We start from the raw sequence: 25,298 nt of genomic DNA on the forward strand, positions 1-25,298 counted from the left end.
AATAAAATTATTTTTTAATAAGAACAGCCTTTTGATTACTCAAAATATTAATATTATTGAAGAATTTTCGAAAAGTCTCGTATTTAGAAGTTTCCCATTTTCCCTGAACCAATTGAACATTTCTGGTAACTACTATTTGATTCGTATTTTCTTTTGATGCCTTAACGTCTAAATCGAAATTTCCAAATTCGTTTTCAACATGTATGGGTTTGGGTAGCGCTTCAATTTTATAATCTTCTGGTATTGTAAATGTAAATATGGCTTTGTTTGAAAATCCCCGACGCACTACAATAGGATAAAGACGATCTTTTTTATGAGGAACATTACTCACATCTGCTTTCATAAAATTAAGCGGCAATAGTAAACGGGTTCCCGCTTTTGTAAAAAAAGATTTTCCTGTTATTTCTAAATCTTCAGAAAATTTGGCATTTTTTTTATCATCTTCAAAATTCATTTTTTCTATATGAATTCCACGTAGATTTCTGAATAGTTTTTTATAATGCCTATCTTGATCTTCTTCGGTAGCTACTTGAATTCTAAAATTGTTTTCATAAAAAATACCTTTATTCTCCTTTACTATTTTTGCTTCAAAAGCATCCTGTTTCAAGACTATGTTGCAAGCAATATTCTCCGTATTTTCTTCTGATGAATATTCCGGAGTCTTTACAACTTCCCCGCCATCTTCTTTTACTAAAAAAACGTATCGATTATCGGTAAAATCTCCTAAATAATTAAAAGGAAGCGTTTGGCTGGTACATTCTAACCAAACATCAGCATCGGCTATATCTGGAACATTTAAAATAACATGATTCCCTTGCATTGATACAAAATCTGGATCCATACTTTTTTGTTCTTCTCCGGCATTTACCACAGCGTAATTTGATTTTATTCCTTGTGAAGCCAAAAGAGCTTTCATATAATTAGTTAGCCCCTTACAATCGCCATATTGCATTCGGTCGACTTCTTCTGCTTCTATAGGCTGCCAACCACCAATCCCTAATTGTACACTAATATAGCGTGTACGATTTTGCATATATTTATATATTAGCCTTGCTTTATCGTAATCGGTAGCTGCATTTTTTACTAATTCATTAACTTCTTGAATGGTCTTAGCGGGTAGTTGATCTCTACCCTTCAATAAATTTTTATATTGCCATTTCCCAAATTCCTGCCATGTTTTTGCATGCCCACTTACGCCAACCAAACTAAAATCTTCTAAAGCTACTTTAACTTTTGGGACTATTTCATAAAGTCCCGGGCTATATTTCTCATAAGTAAAAGCAGGAATGTTTTCAGCTTTATAAAAAACGTCAAATTTTGATACTTTTTTCTGAATTTCTTTATCTTCTAAATTAACCTCTTTATAACGTATTGGTATATGAGAGGGGTTTATAATAGAATATGTACTTGATGCTACACTTAAATAATATCCTGAAATTGGTTGCCAAGGTTGTATAAAAGCCGTGTTATTACTTTCTATTTCGCTTTCATAAACTACAGTATATGGATATTCGTTTGGGGTATAATCTAGATAACTTACACGATCGTCAGTATATAAATTTCCTTCTTGCACATAACTTCTATCTTTAAAATGACGTCCTTTAATCTTTTTAATTTCCTCTCCTAACTTATTGTAAACAAAGGCTTCCTGATCTTTTATAGTCCTACTTTCATCATCATAAAAATCGTACGCACCTACAAATTTATCGCCATATTTATTTAAAACAGTAACTACCCGATGCGTTTTTATGTGCATCTCATCTATAGATTCTATTTCAATTTTTATACTTTGCTCACGTACTACGGCATTAGCATGATTGGTTAAGGTAGTATCCAAAAACATACTTTGATAAGAGGATTCCTGTGCATAAGTTATAATACCACAGAGCATGAGCAAGAAGCTCGTAACTATCAGTTTCATTGCAAAAATCTAGAAGAGTTTGTTTTTGCAATATACGAAATTTTAAGAGTTTTTAACTTTTATTTTTAGAATCTATTAAGATAGTTACCGGACCATCGTTAACCAATTCTACTTTCATATCAGCGCCAAATTTACCAGTTCCTACAGGCTTCCCTAACTCTTTCTCGAAGGTGTTAATAAATTCTTCATACAACGGAATTGCAATGGTAGGTTTTGCTGCTTTTATATAACTGGGTCTGTTTCCCTTTTTAGTACTAGCGTGTAAGGTAAACTGGCTTACAATTATTGCATTTCCATTTATATCGAGAAGTGAATTATTCATTACCTCATCTTCATCATTAAAAATTCGCATGTTTACAATTTTGCGACATAACCAAGCAATATCTTCAGAAGTATCTTCTGGTTCAATTCCCACTAAAATAAGTAAGCCATCAGCAATTTCAGCATTAATTTTATTAGCTATACTTACCGATGCTTTAGTTACGCGCTGAACTACTACTCTCATTTTTTATAAATATCGGTTCTGTATGGATCGTCTTCGCCTTCAATTATTTGTAAATAACTTTTGTAACGAGACCAAGCAATTTCTCCTTCTTCCAAAGCATTTTTAACGGCACAATTGGGTTCGTTTAAATGAAGACAATTGTAAAACTTACACCCTTGTTTCAGTGCAAAAAACTCCGGAAAATAGTCTCCTAATTCTTCTTTCTCAATATCAACTACACCAAATCCTTTTATTCCTGGGGTATCTATAATTCTTGCATCAAAGCTTAAATCGAACATTTCAGCAAATGTAGTGGTATGCTGACCTTGCTTATGCTGTTCTGAAATTTCTAATGTTTTTAAATTTAAAGCAGGTTCCAAATTATTGATTAAAGTAGACTTTCCTGTCCCACTATGTCCGGAAAACATCGATGTTTTTCCGAACATCATTTCTTTAACCTTATCTACGTTTTTACCTGTTTTAGCCGAAATGCCTATACATTCGTAACCAATATCTCGATATAATTTTGCCAGATATTTAATCTCCAAAATTTCATCTTCGTTATAGGTATCTATTTTATTAAATAGTAATACAGCTTTTACATCGTAAGCTTCTGCCGTTACTAAAAACCGATCTATAAAAGTGGTAAAAGTAGGTGGATTATTAAGGGTGATAACTAAAAATACCTGATCTACATTAGACGCTATAATATGGGTTTGTTTTGAAAGGTTTACCGATTTCCGAATAATATAATTATCTCGCTCTTCAATCTTTTTAATAACACCTTGTGTACCTTCTGCTACTTCTTCCAGATCAAATTCAACTACATCACCTACGGCAACCGGATTAGTACTTTTTATTCCTTTTAATCGAAATTTGCCTTTTATACGACAATCATAAAATTTACCATTATCAGATTTTACCTGATACCAACTTCCCGTCGACTTATAAACTGTTCCTTTCATTAAATAAAATTTGCTTTTTAACAAATTTTTAAGATACCTTTATACCTCTCAAATACATTAATTTTTTACAAATGAACAAAATTACTTTTAAACTATTACTAGCAACTATATTGTTAGTAGGCGTAACAGTTAAAGCTCAAACTCATTTATTTGAACATCCAGATTTTGAAACTATTGCTAAAGACCACAAAACTATTGCAATCATTCCATTTTCAGCAAAGGTAAGTCTTCGTCCTAAACAAATGAAAGAAATTACTCCTGAACAATTAAAAGAGATGGAAATTGGTGAAGGACAATCCATTCAAACGGCAATGTACTCATGGTTTTTAAAAAGAAAAAAGCGCGGAAAACTTTTAATAAATGTTCAGGATCCAAACAAAACTAATGCTATTCTAAAGAAAAATGAAATTGACATGGAAATTACAACTCCTGAAGAACTTGCTAAATTATTAAAGGTAGATGCTGTAATAACCGGTAAATTTGAAACAGATAAACCAATGTCAGAAGGTGCTTCTATTGCTTTAGGCTTTTTAGTTGGTTTTTGGGGAACCACCAATTCAGCAACTATAAATATGAGTATACATAACGCTAAAGACGGTATGTTACTTTGGAATTACAACAAGCGTGTTATTGGAAGCTTAGGAAGCTCTAACGACCAGTTAATTAACAAGCTAATGCGAAAAGCTTCAAGACGATTGGCATATACTAAATAAGAAAGTCGAAAAACCAACCAAAATAAAAAGGCTGCTCTGGTAAAACGTGAGCAGCCTTATTTATTTTTGGAAAATTAAGAATTAGTAATTATTCGTTCCAATCTAAAACCAATCTTGGCATCGTTGTTTCAGAATCTAAATTTATTGGCTGACAAGCAGCTACACTTTCTCGAAACCAATTAGAAAACTCTGAATCATCATTTTTAAAATTCATCATAAAATTTTCATCTTCAGCTTCGGTATACACTACAACTTCAAAATTTTCTTCTTTTTGCTGTAAATACCAACTTTCTTTTAGCACACCAATTCGAGCATGCATTTCAGAAAATTCTTTATTTCGATTATTGTTCACCTCATCAACAAAACTTAACCAGTCTTCAACTTTATCTGCTCTTATGGCTAAAGAATATGCAAATTTTTTCATTAGAAAATTAGCTATCTAAAATAGCTTGTTGGTGATTAATAGATTCTTGGTGAACTGCTTTAAAAAGCTTCAACACAAATTCTTCACTTAAACCATGTTGCTCACCTTCTAATACCATTTTACCCAAAATTTCGTTCCAACGTTTTGTTTGTAAAATAGCAACATTTTTAGTTTTTTTTACATGGCCTATATCTTCAGAAATTTTCATTCTCTTGGCTAATAATTCAATTAATTGATTATCAGCAACGTCGATTTTAGCACGTAAATTGGTTAATTTATTTTGGTATTCTTCATTTTCAGATACTTCTTTTCTTATTTTAAGATCTTTCATTACCTGAATTAAAGTTGAAGGAGTAATTTGCTGTTTAGCATCACTCCAAGCTTTGTCTGGATTATGATGTGTTTCTACCATTAATCCGTCAAAATTAAGATCTAATGCAGTTTGGCAAAGATCAAAAATAATATCACGACGTCCTGCGATGTGAGAAGGATCTAAAATTAAAGGAAGATCTGGAAATTTATTTTGTAATTCAATTGCAATTTGCCACTCTGGGTTGTTACGGTATTTTGTTTTTTCGTAGCTAGAAAATCCTCTATGGATAACTCCTAAATTTTTAATATCTGCGGTGTACATACGCTCTACAGCACCTAACCATAATGCTAAATCTGGATTAACTGGGTTTTTAATTAAAACTGGTTTATCTGTTCCTTTTAAAGCATCTGCAATTTCTTGAATTATAAATGGAGATACAGTAGTTCTTGCACCTATCCAAAGAATATCGATATCATGTTTCAAGGCTAACTCTACATGATGGGGATTGGCTACTTCAGTAGTTGTCAACATACCGGTTTCCTCTTTGGCTTTTTGCAACCATTTTAAACCTAAAGCACCTACACCTTCAAAGTTTCCCGGACGTGTTCTTGGTTTCCAAATTCCGGCTCTAAGTACTGTTGCATCGGTATCTTTTAACTCGTGTGCAATTTTTAAAACTTGCTCTTCAGTTTCTGCGCTACATGGCCCGGCAATCACTAACGGATGGTCTAATCCGAATGCATCCAACCAATTTCTTAATTCTTTTTTATTTTCCATGAGTAAATTTTTAGCTAATTCCTTTTAATATTGATTTTATATGATTTGTACGTTCCATTTCGTTATACACTTCGCCAAATTCATCATTAGCGATTAAATCTCTAAATGAACTTAAATTCTGAATATATTCATTTAAAGTTTCTAGTACGTTTTCTTTATTTTGTTGAAAAATAGGTGACCACATTGCCGGTGAACTTTTTGCTAATCGTACGGTTGAAGCAAAACCACTACCTGCCAAATCGAAAATATCACGCTCATTTTTCTCCTTCTCAAGAACCGTTTTCCCCAACATAAACGAGCTAATATGCGATAAATGTGATACATACGCAATATGCCGATCGTGAGACTCCGGATCCATATACCGAATACGCATTTCTAATTTCTGAAATATATTCATTGCACGTTCCTGTAGTTTAAAGGCGGTTTTTTCTACTTCGCAAACAATATTAGTTTTGCCTTTATACAAATCGGGTATTGCTGCAGAAGGTCCTGAAAACTCAGTACCCGCAATTGGATGTGCCGATAAATAATTTCTTCGTTTTGAATGATTTTTTACCGCTTCACATAATTTAAATTTCGTAGAACCAGCATCGATTACCAAAGTATCGTCTCCGGCATGGTCTAAAGCTGCTGTTAAAACATTAATACTGATATCGACGGGAACTGCAACAATAGCAACATCGCTATCGTTCAGATCTTCCATGGTACCGGCTTTATCAATAAAACCAATTGATACAGCTTCTTTTAAGTGATCGTCATTTTTATCGATACCGATAATCGTACTTTCAGGAAACGATTCTTTAATCGCTAATGCGAACGATCCACCAATAAGCCCAACTCCAATTACACTTACTTTCATTTTTTTACTCGTTTAATGGCTTCTTCTATATTTTCTTCCGCAGTACATAATGAAAAACGAATATAGCCTTCGCCTTTATCTCCAAAAATGAAACCTGGTGCAGTAAAAATGCTGTATTCATACAGTAAATTATCAACAAATTCTTCGGAAGATTTTCCTTCTGGCACTTTACACCAAATAAACATTCCGGCTTGTTCTTTTCCTGGCTTGCAATGCAATGCTTCTGCTAGTTCTAAAATTTTTGTTCTGCGGCTTTGGTAAATAGCATTTATAGAATCGAACCAGCTTTTATCTAATTTCAATGCTGCGGTTGCTCCTGCTTGCACTGGATAAAACATACCGCTATCCATATTGGTTTTTACCTTTAAAACAGTATTGATATTTTTCTCACTTCCGCTTAACATCCCAACACGCCAACCGGCCATATTGAAACTTTTACTTAAACTGTTTAGTTCTAATACCACTTCTTTAGCTCCTTCAGCTTTTAAAATGCTTTTAGGATTATTGTTTAGAATAAAACTATACGGATTATCATTAACAATTAAAATCTGATGTTTTTTTCCAAAAGCAACCAGTTGCTTAAAAACCTCATCGGTAGCCGAAGCTCCTGTAGGCATATGCGGATAATTGACCCACATTAATTTAACCTTACTTAAATCTTTTTGCGCTAATGCTTCAAAATTCGGTAGCCAATTTCCTTCTTCATTTAAATCATAATAAACGGGGTTGGCTTCTACTAATTTCGATACTGAAGTATAAGTGGGATACCCAGGATTTGGGATTAAAACTTCGTCTCCCTTGTTTAAAAATGCCATAGAAATATGTAAAATTCCCTCTTTACTTCCCATTAATGGCACTGTTTCGGTTTCGGGATTTAATGATACCTGATAATATTTCTGATAAAAATCGGCAATTGCATTTCTAAATTCAAGCGTACCTTTATAAGGCTGATATTGATGCGCTCCTTTATGAGTTAAACCTCCATTTAAAGCAGTAATAACCTGTGTAGGTGGAGCCAAATCTGGGCTACCAATTCCTAAATTGATTATAGGTTTTCCTGCTGCTTGCAAATTACGTACTTCTCGTAATTTTGAAGCGAAATAGTATTCTTTTACGTGAGCTAACCTATTGGCTGGTATCATTATACGTTATTTTTATAGGTTCCAAAAATTCTTAATTGTTCGGTCATGATGCTTAATACTTCCATAGCTTTTAAAAACTGATTATAATCGCTGAAAGTAATATCAATAAAAAATGAATATTTCCAAGGTGTTTCAATAATCGGCATACTTTGGATTTTGGTCATATTCAAATCAAAATCGCGCATGATGTTGAGTACAGAAACCAAACTACCAGTTTTACTTTCTAATTCGAATTTTAACGAAGCTTTATCTATTTTTTCTCCGTTTGGCTCCTTTTTAGTTTTACCTATTATTAAAAAACGAGTAGAATTACTCTTTTTTGTATGAATATCTGAAGCTAAAATTTCTAACCCAAAAATAGATGCCGCTGCTGTACTAGCCACTGCAGCTATTCCTTTAGATTGTTTTTCTGAAATTCGGCGAGCGACCTCTGCAGTATCGGTATCTTCAATTAATTTAATATGTGGATATTTTTTAAAGAAAGTTTTACACTGTAACAGTGCCATAGGATGCGAATACACTTTTTTAATCTTATCAATTTGTTGCCCTTCAAGTGCCATTAAATTCATCGAAATTGGTATATAATGCTCTCCAACAACACTTAGATTATTTTCATCGATTAATGCATAATTCGGCAGGATGGCACCAGCAATCGAATTTTCTATAGCCATTACCGCTTCTTCAATTTCACCGTTCACTAAACTTTGAGTTAAACTTTGAAAAGACATGCATTCTTTTATTACTACATCTTCTCCATAATATTGCTGAGCAACTAAATGATGAAAAGATCCGCGTATTCCTTGTATTCCTATTCTTTTTTCCATTAAAAATTTATAAAAAAAAAGTCTCGATTTTTAGATCGAGACTTTTATATAATGTTTAAACTTAATTACATAGCATTCTCGATCCTACTCTTTAAAAAAATAGAAGAAAAAATAAAAGAATGCGTTCCAAGTAAATAAGTGGTTCATTTATTCGCTAATTATGGTTACTAAATTATAACTATATTTTTATTTGAAAAATCATTTGTTGTCTTTTTTTAAAAACAAGAGTTTTTTTACGAATATTGCTTCAGATGTTTTTAATTAGAACAAATATTTCAGTAAAAAAACTATAATTAGAATCATTTTTAAAGGAAAATCAATAAAATTGATCCTCATTTTTAAAGGATTATATTAAAAATCTCTTTTCAATAGCTCAATTTTATATGTACTTTTGAATAAAAAGTGTTAACATGTCCATTTCAGTAGAAAATATTTCAAAATATTATGGAGCTCAAAAAGCCTTACAATCAGTTTCATTTTCTATTGAAAAAGGAGAAATTGTTGGTTTTTTAGGACCCAATGGTGCTGGAAAATCTACATTAATGAAAATTCTAACCGGTTTTTTACAACCTTCGGAAGGAAAAGCATCTGTAAATGGTTTTTCAATCGAAAATCAGTTACACGATGTACAAAAAAGTATTGGCTACCTACCAGAACACAATCCTTTATATACGGAAATGTATGTACGGGAATATTTAGTATTTAATGCTAAAATCTACGGAATCAATAAAAATCGTATAGAAGAAGTGATTCAATTAACGAATCTTACTCCTGAAGCCAACAAAAAAATCGAGCAACTTTCTAAAGGCTATCGGCAACGTGTTGGGTTGGCTGCAGCATTATTACATGATCCTGAAGTGTTAATTTTAGATGAACCTACTACAGGACTAGATCCTAATCAATTAATCGAAATTAGAAACCTAATTAAAAATATTGCAGCTAATAAGACTATTTTTCTTTCTACACATATTATGCAAGAAGTAGAAGCCATTTGTGAACGTCTTATTATTATTAATGAAGGAAGTATTATTGCTGATAAAAAATTAACCGATTTACGACAAGACCAAGAACAAATTGTTTTAGTTGAATTTGATTACCGAATTGAAGAAGTTGCTTTAAAACGAATTCCGCATATCGTAAAAGCTAAAAATACAGGCGGATTCCGTTACGAACTTACTTTTGATACTAAAGAAGATATGCGATCTGCGGTTTTTGATTTTGCACATGATAACGGTCTAAAAACACTTCAACTGAATCAAAAAACTAAAAACCTGGAGAGCTTGTTTACCGAATTAACAAAGCAACAAAACGCTTAAACTAATTTTTTGATACGAGAATTTTCTTCTCTGGCATATCAAAAGTAATTATTTCACCTATCCAGTTAATTCCCATAATCCCTTCGTAGATTAGTCCGTCGATAAATGTTGCTCCAAAATCGGTATTTTCAACATTCTTTTTTAAATCGCTAAGTCTGGATACTTCAGCAAAATAATACTGGTTTCCTTGTTCGGGCTTAAAAGAACTTGGGATATATTTAGATTCTACCTGTGTAGAATCAATCCCAAGCGCTTTCATATATCTGGAATTAAACCGATAAACATCAAAACCGGCACCGCTATCTAAACCAACATGCAATTCTAAAGAATCCAGTTTCACCATAGTCCCGATGCTTACTTTTATATTTCGATCATTATTGATTTCCAATGGCATTTCAAACTCTATATTTTTTCGCCTTTGCTGAAGTGATTCTTCAGATTCGATAATCAATTTCCTTTCAGCAAAATCAATTGTAAAAGCTTTTTGCTGAAGTGGGGTTAAAGAAATTAATCCATCTAACGGAAAATCGACATCATAAACCGCAAATTGCTCATTTTCCACACTAAAATCTCCAATTTTTAATATGTTAGAATGATACAAATCTGAAGTTATCGCTTCACCGGTGGCGCGATGACCAGTATAAAAATGTGTTGTTTTTTCGAGATTATCGATTTTATCGGCAAAATCTTTGGTGAGCAAATTCATACCAGAACCAGTATCGAAAACAAAATTACCGGGAATACCATTTACGCTTGCTTTTATCATAATATGCCCATTCGGACTCAGTTTAAACGGAATTTCAATCTTTTCTTTGGTATAATGCTGTGCGTAAAAAACAATTGAAAACAATAAAAATGTAACTAGTAAAAATCCTTTCTTCATAACTTACTCTTTATTATTCCACGAATTAAAAGAAGATTTGTTACAAAAAAAGCCTCATATTTTATGCAATATGAGGCTTTTGGCATTTCAATTTTCAGCAATTAAAGTCTTTTATTTCTTTTCTGAAAGTTTTAAAATATCACCAAATACACCACGAGCAGTTACGGCAGCACCCGCGCCAGCTCCCTGAATAACAATTGGACGATCGCCATAGGATTCGGTATAAATTTCAAAAATAGAATCGGCTCCTTTTACTTGTCCCAAACTACTTTCATCAGGCACAGAAACCAGTTTTACTTCTAACTCTCCTTTATCCTGCTGCAAGTCTCCCGATAAATCGCCTATATATCGCAAAACATGATTAGGCTTTTGCTCTTCTTTTATTTTCTGATAGGTTTCATCTAATTCTTCCAATTTCACTACAAATGTTTTTGCATCACCACCACGTAAATCTTCCGGCACCAGGTTATTTATTTTCACATCAGTAAACTCATTATGAAGGTCAAGTTCTCTGGCCAAAATCAATAATTTTCGACCAACATCATTTCCGTTTAAATCTTCCCGAGGATCTGGCTCGGTAAATCCTTTATCGATGGCCTCTTTCAACACACTACTAAAGGATCGATCTTCCGCAGAAAATGTATTAAATAAATAACTTAGCGTTCCTGAAAACACACCACGAATTCGGGTAATATTCTCCCCGGAAAGATGTAAAATCCGAATAGTATCGATCAAAGGTAGGCCTGCACCAACATTGGTTTCATATAGATATTGCTTCTGATTTTTTTCTAAATTCTCACGCAATGCTGCATAAAAATCGAAAGTTAAAGTATTCGCGATTTTGTTTGAAGACACTAAATCAAAACCATGATCTACCAGTTTATTGTAATGCTGAACAAAAGCTTCGCTCGCTGTATTATCGACTGCGATCAGATTTTCTAAATGAAATAATTTGGTGTAATTAATCACTTCGTCTAAAGAAGCTTCCTGATCTGTTTGTTCAAGCTGTTTTTTCCAATCTTCGCCAATTCCGGTAGCATGAAGCAATAGTTTTCTGGAATTGGACACCGCAAAAATATTCAGTTTTACCTTTTTACGCTCTTCTATTGAAGCAGCCGAATTTAAAATCTGATTGATCAAGGTTCCGCCAACCGTACCATGGCCAAAAATCGCAATATTGATTTTTTTACAGATCTCAAAAATCTCTCCGTGAATTACGTTTAACGCTTTGTTCAATTGCGCTTTTTTAACCACTAAACTCACGTTTTTCCCAGTTACCGTATTATTGAAAAGCAACGGTACAATCTGGTTCCTAATTAAAGCATCGTAAGGTTTATGGAAAGTACTTAGATCCTGACCAACTATTGAGATCACGGAAACATCATCTACAACAGATATCTTATTTACGTCTTTGGAATAAAAATCACTTTCAAATTCTCGTTCTAAAGCTTTTACCGCACGTACGGCATTCTCAGCATCTACCACCAAACCAATTCCACGTTCCGAAGAACCCTGCGAAATAATACTTACACTTATTTGTGCATCCCCAAGCGCGCGGAAAATCCTTGCATCCACACCAGATTTCCCGAGTAGACCACGACCTTCTAGATTTAGCAAGGCTGTATGCTCCAAAACCGAAAGGGATTTCATTCCTTCTTTATTTGGTTTTGCCGTGATCAAAGTGCCCTGATTATCATTATTAAAGGTATTTAATATCCGAAGCGGAATATTCTTTTCGATTAACGGAATTATTGTTTTTGCATGTAAAATCGTCGCTCCAAAATTTGCAAGCTCATTCGCTTCGTTATAAGACAGCTGTTCGATGCGTTGTGCACTTGGCACTAAATCTGGATTTGCTGTATAAATTCCATCTACATGCGTATAATTTTGTAACTCTTCGGCATCCAGGTAATTCGCGATTAAAGAAGCCGTATAATTACTACCATTCCTCCCCAAAGTGGTGGTTTCATTTTTAACATTCGATCCGATAAAACCAGTAACGATATTCACAGTTTTACCATTGAATTGTTCAAAATGTTTTACGACATTTTCTTTAGAAAGCGCCTCTAAAGGTTGGGCATTTCCAAAAATATCATCGGTTTTTATCAACTGGCGGCTATCGGTGAAATTGGCTTTATAACCACGTTGTTTTAAAATTTCAGTAATCAATTTAGCCGACATTAGTTCACCCTGAGAAAGTAACTGATCTTTAATTTTAGGACTGTAATCACCAAGCAAACGAACACCTTCCAGTAGTTTCTCGATACTTTTAAATTCTTCGGAAAAATCTACAAAATCATATTCTGAGATCTGATAGGCTTTAAACTTCTCGAAAGCTGAGGCAAAATCTTCGTTCTCTGATGCTTTCTCCAATAAATTTTCAAGCTGATCTGTGGTTTTTCCTCTTGCTGAAACCACTACCGCAATACGTTCTTCGTTTTGAATCTTTTCCTCTATAATTTCTAAAACCGTATTGATACCTTCTCCGTTGGCTAGAGATTTTCCACCAAACTTTACTACTTTCATTTTTTTTGTTTTTTGAAAAATGCCTGCAATTATATTTTCCAGTTGTTTAAATTCGATTAAAAATGCATCATGACCGTGCAACGAATGAATTTCGCCATAAGTCACTTTGTTACTGCTTTGCGCCAGCTGCTTATAGGTTTCCCTGTTTTCTTCCGCTGTAAAAAAGAGATCTGAATCGACCCCAATAATGCAAATATTGGCTTTGATACTTTCTAAAACCTTATCCAGCTCTGGCCTGCCACGAGAAACATCGATCGTTTTTAAAAGTTGATTCATTAATTTATAAGCTCCCACCTGAAAACGTTCCTGAAGTTTTGCGCCGTGGTGCAACAACCAGCTTTCTACATTAAAAACCTGAAGTTCCTCATTTGTGGTTCTTTTAAAGCGGGACTTAAAAGACTCAGGGGTTCGGTAACACAGCATCGCATGCATGCGCGCATCATGTACCGGATGTTTGGAATTATTTAAAAACAATTCCTGAATCTGGCAATTGGCGATAAGCCAGTCGGTCGATTTCCAATCTGTTGCTACCGTGATTAAATTATCGGTAATTTCCGGACTAAGCGCCGCCATTTCCCAGGCAATTCCGCCACCCAAAGAACCACCAACTAAGGCAAAAAGATGATCGATTTTTAATGAATCTAAGCCTAAAAGGAATATCCTGGCAATATCTCTTGCGACAAAGTCTTTATAGTTCTCGATAAGAATTCCGTCATAACCATTACCGGGTACATTAAACGCCAAAATGGTATATTTATCGGTATCGATACACTTTTCTGGGCCTACAACATCTTTCCACCAACCGGTTTCACCGGCAACCTCAGAATTTCCCGTAAGGGCGTGATTAATCGTCACGATAGGTGCCGAATGTAATGGCTGGCCGAATATATGATACGACAGGGTGATGTCTTGTGTGCTACCACTTAATGTGGTAAAATCTTTAAGCTGTAATTGTAATAGATCTTGTTTCAACTTTTCTATTTTTTAAACTTTTAAAGCCTAAAACAGACTGACATCAGCATACATCCTTGTTATAGGAGTGCGCTTTGTTATGATCAAGAAAAGTTTTTGCGATTAATTCGGTGAAGAATCTTTCTGTTATCTATCCGAAAATCGGTAGAACGTAGCACCTTCTTTGTTTGCAAAGGGTTGCTAAGGCTTCTGCGGGTCTATTCCCTCAGCCTTTCTTGATAACAATCAGTAAGTTTCTGAACTTTGTAACCACAAATTACGGTAATAATTTACGATCAACCAACATTTTTTTGGGTTTAGTTTAGTAGGTAATATAGAGAATTGAGTAGTGATACTTTTTTGTGTTCTGCCTTTAGCTATCAGCGGAAAGATTTCTCCATTCCGCTACGCTTCAGTCGAAATAATAATCGATAAAAAAGCTCTGAACCTTCATTCAAATTCAACTTTTAGAATTCAAAATAATCTAATCCTGACTTTTGGTTCAGTCTCAATTCTAACTACTGACTACTAGAAAACCGCTTCAGCAATCTTTTTAATATTCGAGCTTTTTCCCATCGAATAAAAATGCAGTACCGGTACTCCCGCTTCTTTCAATTCTTTTGTTTGTTGAATCGCCCATTCGATTCCCACTTCTCTGACTTCTTTATTATTCTTACAAGCCTCTACATTATAAATTAGATCTTGTGGAAGATCTATACTGAACACATGAGGTAGCAATTGTAAATGCTTCTTTACAGCAATAGGTTTAATTCCAGGGATTATAGGTACATTTATGCCCATTTGCTTTGCTTTCTCTACAAACTCAAAATATGCCTGATTATTAAAAAACATCTGTGTTACCACATAATCTGCACCGGCATCTACCTTTGCTTTTAATTTTTTAAGATCGGTTTCTAAAGAAGGAGATTCTAAATGCTTCTCAGGATAACCGGCCACCCCAACACAAAAATCGGCATGATTATCAGAATCAATAACTTCATTTAAATATTTCCCTTTGGATAAATCTTTAATTTGACCTACAAGCTCATTAGCATAACAATGCCCCCCAGTTGTAGGTTCAAAATAACGCTGATGTTTCATCGCATCACCTCGTAAAGCCATCACATTTTCTATTCCTAAATAATGACAATCTACTAATACATATTCGGTTTCTTCTTTTGTAAACCCACCGCAAAGAACATGCGGAATAGTATCTACATCGTACTTTTGCTTTATTGCCGCACAAATACCAACTGTACCGGGACGCATTCTGGTAATTTTACGTTCTAGCAATCCATCTTCCCGCTTAATGTAGATATGCTCTTCTCTAGAAGTCGTTACATCTATAAACGGGGGATTAAATTCCATTAAAGGATCGATATTATCGTATAATTCCTGAATATTTTTTCCCTTTTGTGGAGGAACAATTTCAAATGAAAAAAGAGTTTTTCCTTTTGCGTTTTCTATATGCTCGGTTACTTTCATTGTCTTAAGCTGCTAATCACTGATAGCTGTTAGCCGTCAGCTTATTTTTAATCTGCAATATTTGGGTTAAGCCATTTTTCGGCCTTTTTATAATCAATGTCTTTACGTTCGGCAAAATCTTTAACCTGATCTTCTTTTATCTTTCCTAGTCCGAAATACCTCGCTTCAGGATTTGAAAAATAATAACCACTTACGCTGGCTGCGGGCCACATGGCTAAACTTTCAGTAAGTTTTACGCCAATGCGCTCTTCAACCTTTAAAATATCCCAAATGGTTAATTTCTCTAAATGATCTGGACAGGCCGGATATCCGGGCGCCGGACGAATACCTTTATAATTTTCTTTAATAAGTTCTTCGTTACTTAGATTTTCTTCGGAAGCATATCCCCAATCTTCTTTTCTGATTTTTTTGTGCAAATACTCAGCAAAGGCTTCGGCAAAACGATCGGCTAGCGCTTTGATCATAATTGAATTATAATCGTCATGATTTTTCTCAAATTCGGCTGCTAATTCCTGCGTTCCGAATCCCGTAGAAACACAAAAACAACCCATATAATCTTTAATGCCGCTTTCTTTTGGCGCGATATAATCTGAAAGCGCGAAATTAGGTTTTCCTGCATGCTTTTTTAATTGTTGTCGTAACGTTCTAAAAATGGCTGTTTTTTCTTCAGAATCTTGATTATAATACACCTCTATATCATCATGATTGATGGTATTGGCTGCAAATAAACCGTAAATTGCTTTCGCCTTTAGCAGTTTTTCATCTAAAATACGCTTCAACAAAACTTTAGCATCTTCAAAAAGCGATGTTGCCTGCTCTCCTACTACTTTATCTTCTAAAATATTAGGATAAAGTCCATGTAGATCCCAACTTCTAAAAAACGGACTCCAATCGATATAAGGTACTAATTCATTTAAATCGAAATCTTCAAGAATTTGAATTCCTAAACGATTTGGTTTCGTGATATTGGTTGTTTTCCAATCTATTTTATAGTTGTTTTCTCGAGCTTCTTCAATAGACAGAAAACTTTTTACTTTACTTCGTTTTCCAAAATTGTTTCGAAAAACCTCATATTCTGTTTTTAAATTTTCTTTGTAAGCTTCTCTTGTTTTTTTATTCAATAAATCCCCAACAACCGTAACTGCTCTTGAAGCATCGTTTACATGCGCGACTGCGTGCATATATTGTGGATCTATTTTTACTGCGGTATGCGCTTTAGAAGTTGTAGCTCCACCAATAAGCAGAGGCACATTAAAATTTTGTCGTTGCATTTCTTTAGCCAAAAAAACCATTTCATCTAAAGAAGGCGTTATTAGTCCGCTTAAACCTATAGCATCTACATTATTAGCTTTTGCAGCATCAATAATTTTCTCTGGCGGTACCATTACGCCAAGATCAATAATTTCGTAATTATTACATCCTAAAACTACGCTTACAATATTTTTACCAATATCGTGAACATCTCCTTTTACGGTGGCCATCAACACCTTTCCGGCAGGTTCTCGTTTACTGGTTTTATCATTTTCAATAAAAGGTAATAGATAAGCTACGGCTTTTTTCATTACCCGTGCCGATTTTACTACCTGTGGGAGAAACATTTTCCCACTTCCAAAGAGATCTCCAACCACATTCATCCCTATCATCAACGAGCCTTCAATTACATCGATAGGCCGCTCTGCTTCCAGTCTGGCTGCTTCTACATCTTCAACAATATAAGCATCTACTCCTTTAACAAGCGCATGGGTTATCCGGTCTTGAATACTACCCTCTCGCCAACTTAAATCGACTTTACTGGTTTTTGCGGTTCCTTTTACTGTTTCAGCAAAATCCAACAAACGCTCGGTAGCATCGTCTCTACGATCTAAAATTACATCTTCTACATGCTCCAGTAAATCTTTTGGAATTTGATCGTAAACCTCCAATAATGCAGGGTTTACAATTCCCATATTCATTCCGGCCTTTATGGCATAATAAAGAAACACAGAGTGCATAGCTTCCCGTACAGGATTATTTCCCCGGAAAGAAAAAGATACATTACTTACCCCACCGCTTACGCTACAATACGGTAAGTTTTCTTTTACCCATGCCGTTGCCTCAATAAAATCTATCGCATTTCTACGATGCTCATCCATACCTGTTCCTACAGGAAAGATATTTAAGTCGAAAATAATATCCTCTGGTGGAAAATTTACTTTATCTACAAGGACGTCGTAGGAACGTTTTGAAATTTCAATTCTGCGATCGTAATTATCGGCTTGCCCAACCTCATCAAAAGCCATTACAATAACTGCCGCTCCGTAACGCTTTATTTTCCTTGCATGTTCTATGAATTGCGCTTCACCTTCTTTTAATGAAATAGAATTCACTACGCATTTCCCTTGTACCACTTGCAAACCAGCCTCGATAATTTCCCATTTAGAACTATCTATCATTATCGGAACACGAGCAATATCAGGCTCGGCTACAATCAAATTTAGGAACTTTACCATGGCTTCTTTACCATCGATAAGTCCGTCGTCCATATTAATATCGATAATCTGTGCACCGCCATCTACCTGATCTCTGGCCACATCTAAAGCTTCATCGAACTTTTCTTCTTTGATTAACCTTAAAAATCGTTTAGAACCGGCTACATTAGTACGTTCTCCTACGTTTACAAAATTGCTATCTGGAGTAATAATTAAAGGTTCCAGACCCGACAATTGTAATGGTCGATAATCGGTTTTTCCTGAAGTATTATTGGCTAAATTATGATCTAATCCTTCCATTTTTAGGCCGAAGCTTTTTTATGTTGAAGACTTTTTATAGGTCTAGGTTTGTAATCTTTAGCAATATTTGCAATTGCTTTTATATGATCTGGTGTTGTACCGCAACATCCTCCTAAGATGTTAACCAAACTTTTATCGAGATATTCTTTAGTTTGAATCGCCATTTCATCGGGAGATTCATCGTACTCTCCAAAAGCGTTTGGCAAACCGGCATTGGGATAGGCGGAAACACCATATTGTGTTTTATAAGACAATACTTCTAAATGCGGAGTTAACTGTTTTGCCCCCAAAGCACAATTAAAACCAATACTTAATAATGGAATATGTGAAACTGATATAAGAAAAGCTTCTGCGGTTTGCCCAGACAAGGTTCTACCTGAAGCATCGGTAATCGTACCGCTTACCATCACCGGAATATCTAAATCTAATTCTTCTTTAAGTTCATCTATTGCAAAAAGAGCTGCTTTAGCATTTAAAGTATCGAATACGGTCTCTACCAACAAAATATCTACTCCTCCTTTTATTAAGGCTCTTGCTTGTTGTTTATAGGCAATTCTAAGTTGGTCAAAAGAAATTGCCCGAAATCCAGGATCATTTACATCTGGAGACATACTTGCTGTTTTGTTTGTAGGTCCCATTGCTCCGGCAACAAATTTAGGTTGATCGGGATTTGCTTCAGTTAATTCTGTAGCTACTTGTTTAGCGATTTTAGCCGACTCGTAATTTAATTCATCTACAAGCTCTTCCATTTGATAATCGGCCATTGCAATAGTAGTTCCCGAAAAAGTATTGGTTTCCACAATATCGGCTCCTGCCTGAAAGTATTTCTTATGGATTGTGGCTATTGCCTCGGGTTGGGTGATAGAAAGGAGATCATTATTTCCCTGTAATGACACCGGCCAATCTTTAAAACGATCGCCACGGAAGTCTTCTTCAGTAAATTTATATTCCTGAAGCATGGTCCCCATTGCACCATCAAGGATCAATATTTTTTCGGCTAATAATTCTTCTAATTTCGACATGTTATTATGTTCTAAACGCTATCAAAAAAGAAGAAAAAGGAAGTCTTGATGTTATCTATCTACGAAAAAACCGTAGTAGAAGGTAGCACCTTCTCCATAGTAAACAGAGGGTTGCTAAGGTTTCACCGGGTCTAATCCCTCAACCTTTCTTGATAACGCTATTATGTTAATGAACTCAGCCCGCTAATATACGGTGTTCTATTATAATTACAAGAGAATCTATAAAAATGTTAATTGAAAATCACCTTTTTTGATTTAAAAAGAATAGGAAACCCGCTTAGTAGACGGGTAGGAATTTCTATGACTCTACTTTTTCTCCATTTACATTTACTTCGTAAGATATTTCAGCTGCTTTTTCTAGCATTTTTGCAACAGAACAGTATTTATCCATAGAAAGCTCTACAGCACGCAAGGCTTTTTGTGGAGTAACATCGCCTTTCAGCATAAAATTTAAATGAATCTTTTTAAAAACATTTGGTATAGCTCCATCTTCTCTAAAGCCTTCTACTTCTACCTGAAGATCTTCTAGTTCTATTTTCTGCTTTTTAAGAATCATCACCACATCAATACTACTGCAACCGGCAATACCACGAAGAATTAAATCCATCGGGCTACCTCCCTGTGGATTTTCTTCAGATTTATTATCTAAATGAACAACATCTCCACGTTCATTTTTAGTCTCAAAGTGATAGGCATCGTTAAGCCTTTTTAGAAAGATTTTCATCTATTTTAATTTTGATGTAAATGTACACTGAATTACACAATTTGAAAAGTTTTGAATAACCATTAGTTTTTAGACTTTGATCGAACAGTTTATTATAAACAGGGTGAGATGCTGAAACTAGTTTAGCATGACGTAATTTTTTATTCGATTTTGATCATCTATTTGATCTATGTAATTCAAAATTAAGTATTCAAATTAGCGAATCTTGATTCTAAAATCTGACATCGAAAAGCGTTAGCGATCTAAATTCTAACTAGCCTATACTCTGTACCACTTCTTTTTTGGCTTCTTTTTTAGATCCATCGAATCCTTCTACTCCACCTACCGTAGTATATCTAAGTACATATTTTTTATCTGGAAAAATTCTTTGGTAGGCACTCTGGCACATAATCGCTGCTTCGTGAAAACCAGATAAAATCAGTTTTAATTTTCCCTTATAAGTATTTACATCACCAATCGCATAAACACCGGGAATATTGGTAGCATAATCGTAGGAATTATCCACTTTAATGGCATTCTTTTCGATTTCTAATCCCCAATTTCCTATTGGTCCTAATTTTGGTGATAATCCAAATAGTGGAATAAAATGATCTACATCTCTAAATTCTTCGCCACGTGCTTCATCTTTATGACGAATCACTACCTGCTCTAAATCATTTTCTCCGCTTAGGCCAACCACCTCCGCATTGGTAATCATTTCGATCTTGCCAAGTTTCGATAATTCTGATACTTTTTCTACAGAATCTAAAGCGCCTCTAAATTCTTTTCTTCGGTGTACCAGCGCTACTTCTTCAGCAATATCAGCTAAGTAAATTGCCCAGTCTAAAGCAGAATCTCCACCACCGGCGATCACTACTTTCTTATCGCGATAAATCTCAGGATCTTTAATAAAATATTCCACGCCTTTATCTTCATAATCAGTAATATTCTGGATAGGTGGTTTACGCGGTTCAAATGAACCTAAACCTCCTGCAATGGCTACTACCGGAGCATGATGCTTTGTTCCTTTATTGGTAGTTACGATAAAAGTACCATCGTCTAACTTTTCTAAAGTCTCTGCACGTTCTCCTAAAGTAAATCCAGGTTCAAAAGGTTTTATTTGTTCCATCAAATTATTCACCAAGTCACCAGCATTAATTTCTGGGAATGCAGGAATATCATAAATCGGTTTCTTTGGATAAATTTCTGAACATTGCCCACCAGGCTGGGGTAAGGCATCGATTAAATGTGTTTTCAATTTTAATAATCCCGCTTCAAAAACGGTAAATAATCCTGTGGGGCCTGCTCCTATAATTAGGATATCTGTTTTAATCATTTTTATCTCTCTTTACGATTAAGGATTCGGTTATAGTATTTAATTGTTCCACCTTGGCTTCAAAATCGCCTTTAATGGTTTTTCGATATTCATTAAGATTTTCGACCATTCGGTTAACATCCTCTGGAATCACTTCTTCGAAAAACTGACGTAATCGCTTAGCCGTTGTAGGTGATTTTCCATTAGTGGAGATTGCTATTTTTACATTACCCTTATTCACGATACCTCCCATATAAAAATCACATAACTCGGGCGTATCGGCAATATTAGCCAGCAAATACCTTCGCTTTGCATGACTATGCACTCTTTTGTTTAGTTGGGCATCATTAGTCGCAGCAACTACAATATGACGTTTTCTTAAATATTTCTTTTTATACCTGCCTTTAATCAATTTTATACCATGTTTCTCAGCCAAAGCAGCGGTTTCCGGAGCAAACCATTTGGCAACTACTTCAACATTAGCATTAGGGCTTGATTTCAGTAAAAAATGAAGTTTCTCATGACCAACATTACCACCTCCAACAACAAGGATATTTAAGTTGTTTACTTTTAGAAAAACAGGATATAATTCGTTTCTTGCTTGCATATTTTTTAGCTTTTTGTAGGTAGTAATTAGTATTGAGATATGAGTGGTTAGAAGTATTTACTATGAAATGTTCATTCTGAAGCTAAATTTTAGGAACTCGCTTCGCTCAAACAGCCTAAAATTTGTACGCTTCTTTAATTTCCAATTTTACAAGCAATTTTCGATAGGCCAAATTTCAAAATTATCCTTATAAAATATCAATTATCTCTAACAGCGATAGCGGTCTAACCTCTAACTTCTAATTACGCTGCTCCGATTTTTAAAAATTTTGAATAGGCCGAAGCTGAAAATCCACTAGCTTCTTTTAATTCTTTAGACAGTTGATGACTTTCTTTTACAACCTCACCTATTACGATGATTGAAGGTGCAGTAAGTTGTTTTTCTGCAACTACTTTTTCTATAGTCTTTATAGTTCCAAAACCGGATTGCTCATTGATAGTGGTTCCATTTTGAATAATACCAACCGGTATATCTTCTTTCCCGAATTCACTAAAAATCTTTACAATTTCGGAAAGCTTACTCATTCCCATTAAAATGACAACAGTTGCTGTAGATTGCGCGGCCAGATAAACATCCCTGGATAATTTTCTAGCAGAAGTTGTCCCGGTAATTACCCAAAAACTTTCTGCAGTTCCGCGCTGTGTAAGCGGAATCCCAACATTGGCCGGAACAGAAATAGACGAGGTGATTCCTGAAACCACTGCAGTATCTAAGCCTTTACTCCGGGCGTAATTAATCTCTTCAGAACCTCTCCCAAAGATAAAAGGGTCTCCTCCTTTAAGTCGAACTACGTGACCACGCTCATTCGCATAATTCACAATAAGATCATTGATTTCATCCTGAGAATATCGATGTTTATTTTTTCGCTTCCCAACATATATATGCTCAGCTTGTGGCGCATAGTCCAATAATTCTCTATTGATAAGCGCATCGTATAAGACTACTTTAGCTGATTTTAGGGTATTTAAAGCTTTTAAAGTGATTAGCTCAGGATCACCAGGACCAGCGCCAACTACACTTAATTTTGGTAGATTATACATCTTGTACCTCCTTCGTTCTATAGGCATCTACCCTTTTTAAGAATAAACGTGCATCTTCGATATATTTCTGAGCAAACTCTTCGCCAGGTTCATGTTCATTAAGTTGATACGTGAACTCTTTAAAAGAAGTTGAAAGTTCAATTTTACCGGTTTCTACAAATAGCTCGTCAAATTGCGCTATTATTCCGGCTTGGGTATTGGTTTTTACATCATCTGCCAGTAACAGTGCTTTTGCTGAATTTACAATTGAAGTATAAGAATGGTAAATAGAGTCTGACCATGCTTTACGATCTAAAGCGCTTTGGGCATTATCAATTTTCTCTTCACTTTCAAAAAGTAAGGTGGCAATAAGATCGATCACCACACCGGCACATTCTCCTACTCCAACCGCTTTGATATACGGTTTTTCATGCCCCCAATCGATAAAATCATTCTCGCTTAGATTTGAGGTATCTGCCAGCTCTTTTAAAAGATCGTAGAAATACGTTTTCCCTTGTCGATCATAATAATGGATAAATTTCTCATCACTTTCAGCATTTGCATCAAAATCATTCAATAAAACTCTTAAGGCTTCAGGGCCGCGTTTACTTGGCACTTTTACCACTTTATCGGCAAATCGGCCGTCCCCATTTCCTAAAACACCGCCTCCAAGTAATACCTGTAATGCAGGTGCTACGGCTTTACCAGACTTAATGGACATTCCCTGAAAACCGATTTCAGCCATATTATGCTGCCCGCAAGAATTCATACAACCACTTATTTTTATAGTAATATCCTTCCCATTAATAAACTGCGGATACTCTTCTTTTAAAACATCTTCCAAAACATCTGCAATCCCGGTGCTGCTGGCAATTCCTAAATTACAGGTATCAGTACCGGGACAAGCCGTAATATCGACTGTTTTGTTATAACCGGTTTCCGCATAATCCAATTTCTTTAATTCGGTATAGAAAAATGGTAATAGTTCTTCTCGTACATGACGAATTAAAATATCCTGACGTAGACTCAGGCGAATTTCATTCCCAGCGTATCTCTTAACCAAATCGGCTAATTGTCTTGCTCCACCAGTATAAAAATCACCTAACGGAACTCGAATTCCTACGGCAAATAATCCCTCTTGTTTCTGCGGAACAACATTTGTATTTCTCCAAACTTCATATTCTTTTTGGTCTTCAATTTCTACTGAAGGAATCTCAACCTCTTGAAGGGATGGAGCAGCTTCGAATTTATCTATATGGAATTCAGCTTTTTCCTGAGATAAGGCTTTTTTCTGCTCGTCCACAAGTTCTAAGAAATCATCCAGTCCAATATCTTTTATTAAAAACTTCATTCTAGCTTTTAATCGCTTTGCACGCTCACCATGACGATCAAATACTCGAAGAACCGATTCTATAAGCGGAATAATTTCTTCCGCTTCAATAAAATCATATAATTTATCAGCGTGTCGTGGTTGTGAACCCAATCCACCGCCTAGCATCACTTTAAAGCCACGTTTTCCATCTTTCAATTTCGGAATAAACCCAAGATCATGAATATAACTAAGTGCCGTATCCTCATCTGTTGCCGAGAAAGCAATCTTAAATTTACGTCCCATTTCCTGGCAAATTGGGTTCCGTAGAAAAAATCGAAAAGCAGCATCAGCATAAGGTGAAACATCAAAAGGTTCATCAACATCAATACCGGCTGTTGGTGAAGCTGTTATATTCCTTACCGTATTTCCACAAGCCTCACGGAGTGTTATATCATCTTTTTCAAGTTGCGCCCAAAGTTCGGGCGTACGATCTAAGCTTACATAATGAATTTGGATATCCTGACGAGTAGTGATATGCAATCTTCCGGTTGAGTATTCATCAGACACATCAGCAATACGATGTAATTGTTCTGAAGTTACTTTTCCAAAAGGCAGTTTTACGCGAACCATTTGTACACCAGCCTGCCTTTGGCCGTAAACTCCACGCGCAAGGCGCAGGCTTCGGAATTTCTCTTCGTCTGCTTTGCCTTCGCGAAACAATCGAATTTTCTTTTCTAAATCGATGATGTCCTTTTCGACAACAGGATTTTCAATTTCGGTTCTAAAACTTTGCATGAGTAAAAAATTTTAATAATAATGACATTACAGTCAGAAAACAAAAAAGCCCTTTTAAGTGTAATTACACTTAAAAGGGCTTCGATATGTTTACATATAAAAATGACTTCTAAGTGCACAGCTTTATGCGCATACGCATCGATTTACACCACATCACATTTGTATTAAAAATTG

20 protein-coding genes and 2 riboswitches are annotated in these 25,298 nt (G+C 35.1%); of the genes, 2 read left to right on the forward strand and 18 right to left on the reverse strand.

Annotation, left to right across the window (positions count from 1 at the left end):
* Window positions 1-7 precede the first annotated feature (7 nt).
* Genes ACN0WI_RS06510 through rsgA form a run of 3 tightly spaced genes read right to left on the reverse strand, consistent with a single transcriptional unit; the run spans window position 8 to window position 3,370 of the window.
* Window positions 8-1,921, reverse strand: a complete 1,914-nt coding sequence (locus ACN0WI_RS06510; RefSeq protein WP_417885843.1) for a DUF3857 domain-containing protein — start codon at window positions 1,919-1,921, stop codon at window positions 8-10.
* A gap of 52 nt (window positions 1,922-1,973) precedes the next feature.
* Window positions 1,974-2,426: a D-aminoacyl-tRNA deacylase gene (dtd, locus tag ACN0WI_RS06515; protein ID WP_417885845.1), complete on the reverse strand. Its 453-nt coding sequence runs from the start codon at window positions 2,424-2,426 to the stop codon at window positions 1,974-1,976.
* Complete coding sequence (gene rsgA / locus ACN0WI_RS06520) at window positions 2,423-3,370, reverse strand: ribosome small subunit-dependent GTPase A (protein ID WP_417885846.1); 948 nt, start codon at window positions 3,368-3,370, stop codon at window positions 2,423-2,425. The genes dtd and rsgA overlap by 4 nt, the downstream gene beginning before the upstream one ends.
* A 71-nt stretch (window positions 3,371-3,441) precedes the next feature.
* Between rsgA and ACN0WI_RS06525 the strand changes: the two genes are divergently transcribed.
* A complete protein-coding gene (locus ACN0WI_RS06525) occupies window positions 3,442-4,083 on the forward strand; it encodes a hypothetical protein (RefSeq protein ID WP_417885847.1) in 642 nt (213 codons plus the stop codon).
* An 88-nt stretch (window positions 4,084-4,171) separates the two neighbouring features.
* On the opposite strand, the gene ACN0WI_RS06530 is transcribed toward ACN0WI_RS06525, so the two are convergent.
* From ACN0WI_RS06530 to ACN0WI_RS06550, 5 genes are read right to left on the reverse strand one after another with little or no spacing between them, the layout of a single operon-like run.
* Window positions 4,172-4,507: a hypothetical protein gene (locus ACN0WI_RS06530; RefSeq protein WP_417885848.1), complete on the reverse strand. Its 336-nt coding sequence runs from the start codon at window positions 4,505-4,507 to the stop codon at window positions 4,172-4,174.
* 7 nt (window positions 4,508-4,514) lie between these two features.
* The gene (locus ACN0WI_RS06535; protein ID WP_417885850.1) at window positions 4,515-5,597 is read right to left on the reverse strand and encodes a chorismate mutase; all 1,083 of its coding nucleotides are present in this window, start codon (window positions 5,595-5,597) and stop codon (window positions 4,515-4,517) included.
* 10 nt (window positions 5,598-5,607) lie between these two features.
* Window positions 5,608-6,456: a prephenate dehydrogenase gene (locus tag ACN0WI_RS06540; RefSeq protein ID WP_417885852.1), complete on the reverse strand. Its 849-nt coding sequence runs from the start codon at window positions 6,454-6,456 to the stop codon at window positions 5,608-5,610.
* Complete coding sequence (locus ACN0WI_RS06545) at window positions 6,453-7,598, reverse strand: pyridoxal phosphate-dependent aminotransferase (RefSeq protein WP_417885853.1); 1,146 nt, start codon at window positions 7,596-7,598, stop codon at window positions 6,453-6,455. The genes ACN0WI_RS06540 and ACN0WI_RS06545 overlap by 4 nt, the downstream gene beginning before the upstream one ends.
* Entirely contained in the window at window positions 7,598-8,422 is an 825-nt protein-coding gene (locus ACN0WI_RS06550) for a prephenate dehydratase (protein WP_417885855.1), read from the reverse strand. Before ACN0WI_RS06550 ends, ACN0WI_RS06545 begins: the two co-directional genes overlap by 1 nt.
* Window positions 8,423-8,832: 410 nt before the next feature.
* Here ACN0WI_RS06550 and gldA point away from each other — a divergent pair, with 410 nt between their 5' ends.
* Complete coding sequence (gldA, locus tag ACN0WI_RS06555; RefSeq protein ID WP_417885856.1) at window positions 8,833-9,738, forward strand: gliding motility-associated ABC transporter ATP-binding subunit GldA; 906 nt, start codon at window positions 8,833-8,835, stop codon at window positions 9,736-9,738.
* Between the two features lies 1 nt (window position 9,739).
* Here the strand turns inward: gldA and ACN0WI_RS06560 are convergent, their stop codons facing one another.
* The 10 genes from ACN0WI_RS06560 to ACN0WI_RS06605 form a co-directional block, all read right to left on the reverse strand.
* Window positions 9,740-10,621 carry a retropepsin-like aspartic protease gene (locus tag ACN0WI_RS06560; RefSeq protein WP_417885858.1) on the reverse strand — a complete coding sequence of 294 codons (882 nt, stop codon included), beginning with the start codon at window positions 10,619-10,621 and terminating at the stop codon, window positions 9,740-9,742.
* Window positions 10,622-10,732: 111 nt separating this feature from the next.
* On the reverse strand, window positions 10,733-14,119 hold the full coding sequence (gene thrA, locus ACN0WI_RS06565; RefSeq protein WP_417885860.1) for a bifunctional aspartate kinase/homoserine dehydrogenase I: 3,387 nt from the start codon (window positions 14,117-14,119) through the stop codon (window positions 10,733-10,735).
* Window positions 14,120-14,242: 123 nt separating this feature from the next.
* Window positions 14,243-14,344: riboswitch (SAM riboswitch) on the reverse strand.
* A gap of 282 nt (window positions 14,345-14,626) precedes the next feature.
* Window positions 14,627-15,583, reverse strand: a complete 957-nt coding sequence (gene metF / locus ACN0WI_RS06570) for a methylenetetrahydrofolate reductase [NAD(P)H] (protein ID WP_417885861.1) — start codon at window positions 15,581-15,583, stop codon at window positions 14,627-14,629.
* A gap of 47 nt (window positions 15,584-15,630) precedes the next feature.
* A complete protein-coding gene (metH, locus tag ACN0WI_RS06575; protein ID WP_417885862.1) occupies window positions 15,631-18,351 on the reverse strand; it encodes a methionine synthase in 2,721 nt (906 codons plus the stop codon).
* 2 nt (window positions 18,352-18,353) lie between these two features.
* Window positions 18,354-19,373, reverse strand: coding sequence for a homocysteine S-methyltransferase family protein (locus tag ACN0WI_RS06580; RefSeq protein ID WP_417885863.1), 1,020 nt, complete (start codon window positions 19,371-19,373; stop codon window positions 18,354-18,356).
* A 48-nt stretch (window positions 19,374-19,421) separates the two neighbouring features.
* Window positions 19,422-19,532: riboswitch (SAM riboswitch) on the reverse strand.
* Between the two features lie 139 nt (window positions 19,533-19,671).
* Window positions 19,672-20,097 carry an OsmC family protein gene (locus tag ACN0WI_RS06585; RefSeq protein ID WP_417885864.1) on the reverse strand — a complete coding sequence of 142 codons (426 nt, stop codon included), beginning with the start codon at window positions 20,095-20,097 and terminating at the stop codon, window positions 19,672-19,674.
* 253 nt (window positions 20,098-20,350) lie between these two features.
* Window positions 20,351-21,412 carry an NAD(P)/FAD-dependent oxidoreductase gene (locus ACN0WI_RS06590; protein ID WP_417885865.1) on the reverse strand — a complete coding sequence of 354 codons (1,062 nt, stop codon included), beginning with the start codon at window positions 21,410-21,412 and terminating at the stop codon, window positions 20,351-20,353.
* The gene (locus ACN0WI_RS06595; RefSeq protein WP_417885866.1) at window positions 21,405-21,998 is read right to left on the reverse strand and encodes a precorrin-2 dehydrogenase/sirohydrochlorin ferrochelatase family protein; all 594 of its coding nucleotides are present in this window, start codon (window positions 21,996-21,998) and stop codon (window positions 21,405-21,407) included. The genes ACN0WI_RS06590 and ACN0WI_RS06595 overlap by 8 nt, the downstream gene beginning before the upstream one ends.
* A 242-nt stretch (window positions 21,999-22,240) precedes the next feature.
* Complete coding sequence (gene cobA / locus ACN0WI_RS06600; protein WP_417885867.1) at window positions 22,241-23,038, reverse strand: uroporphyrinogen-III C-methyltransferase; 798 nt, start codon at window positions 23,036-23,038, stop codon at window positions 22,241-22,243.
* The gene (locus ACN0WI_RS06605; protein ID WP_417885868.1) at window positions 23,031-25,124 is read right to left on the reverse strand and encodes a HEPN domain-containing protein; all 2,094 of its coding nucleotides are present in this window, start codon (window positions 25,122-25,124) and stop codon (window positions 23,031-23,033) included. Before ACN0WI_RS06605 ends, cobA begins: the two co-directional genes overlap by 8 nt.
* Between the last annotated feature and the right edge of the window lie 174 nt (window positions 25,125-25,298).

The organism is Zunongwangia sp. (genome assembly GCF_048269745.1).
Taxonomy (GTDB): Bacteria; Bacteroidota; Bacteroidia; order Flavobacteriales; family Flavobacteriaceae; genus Zunongwangia.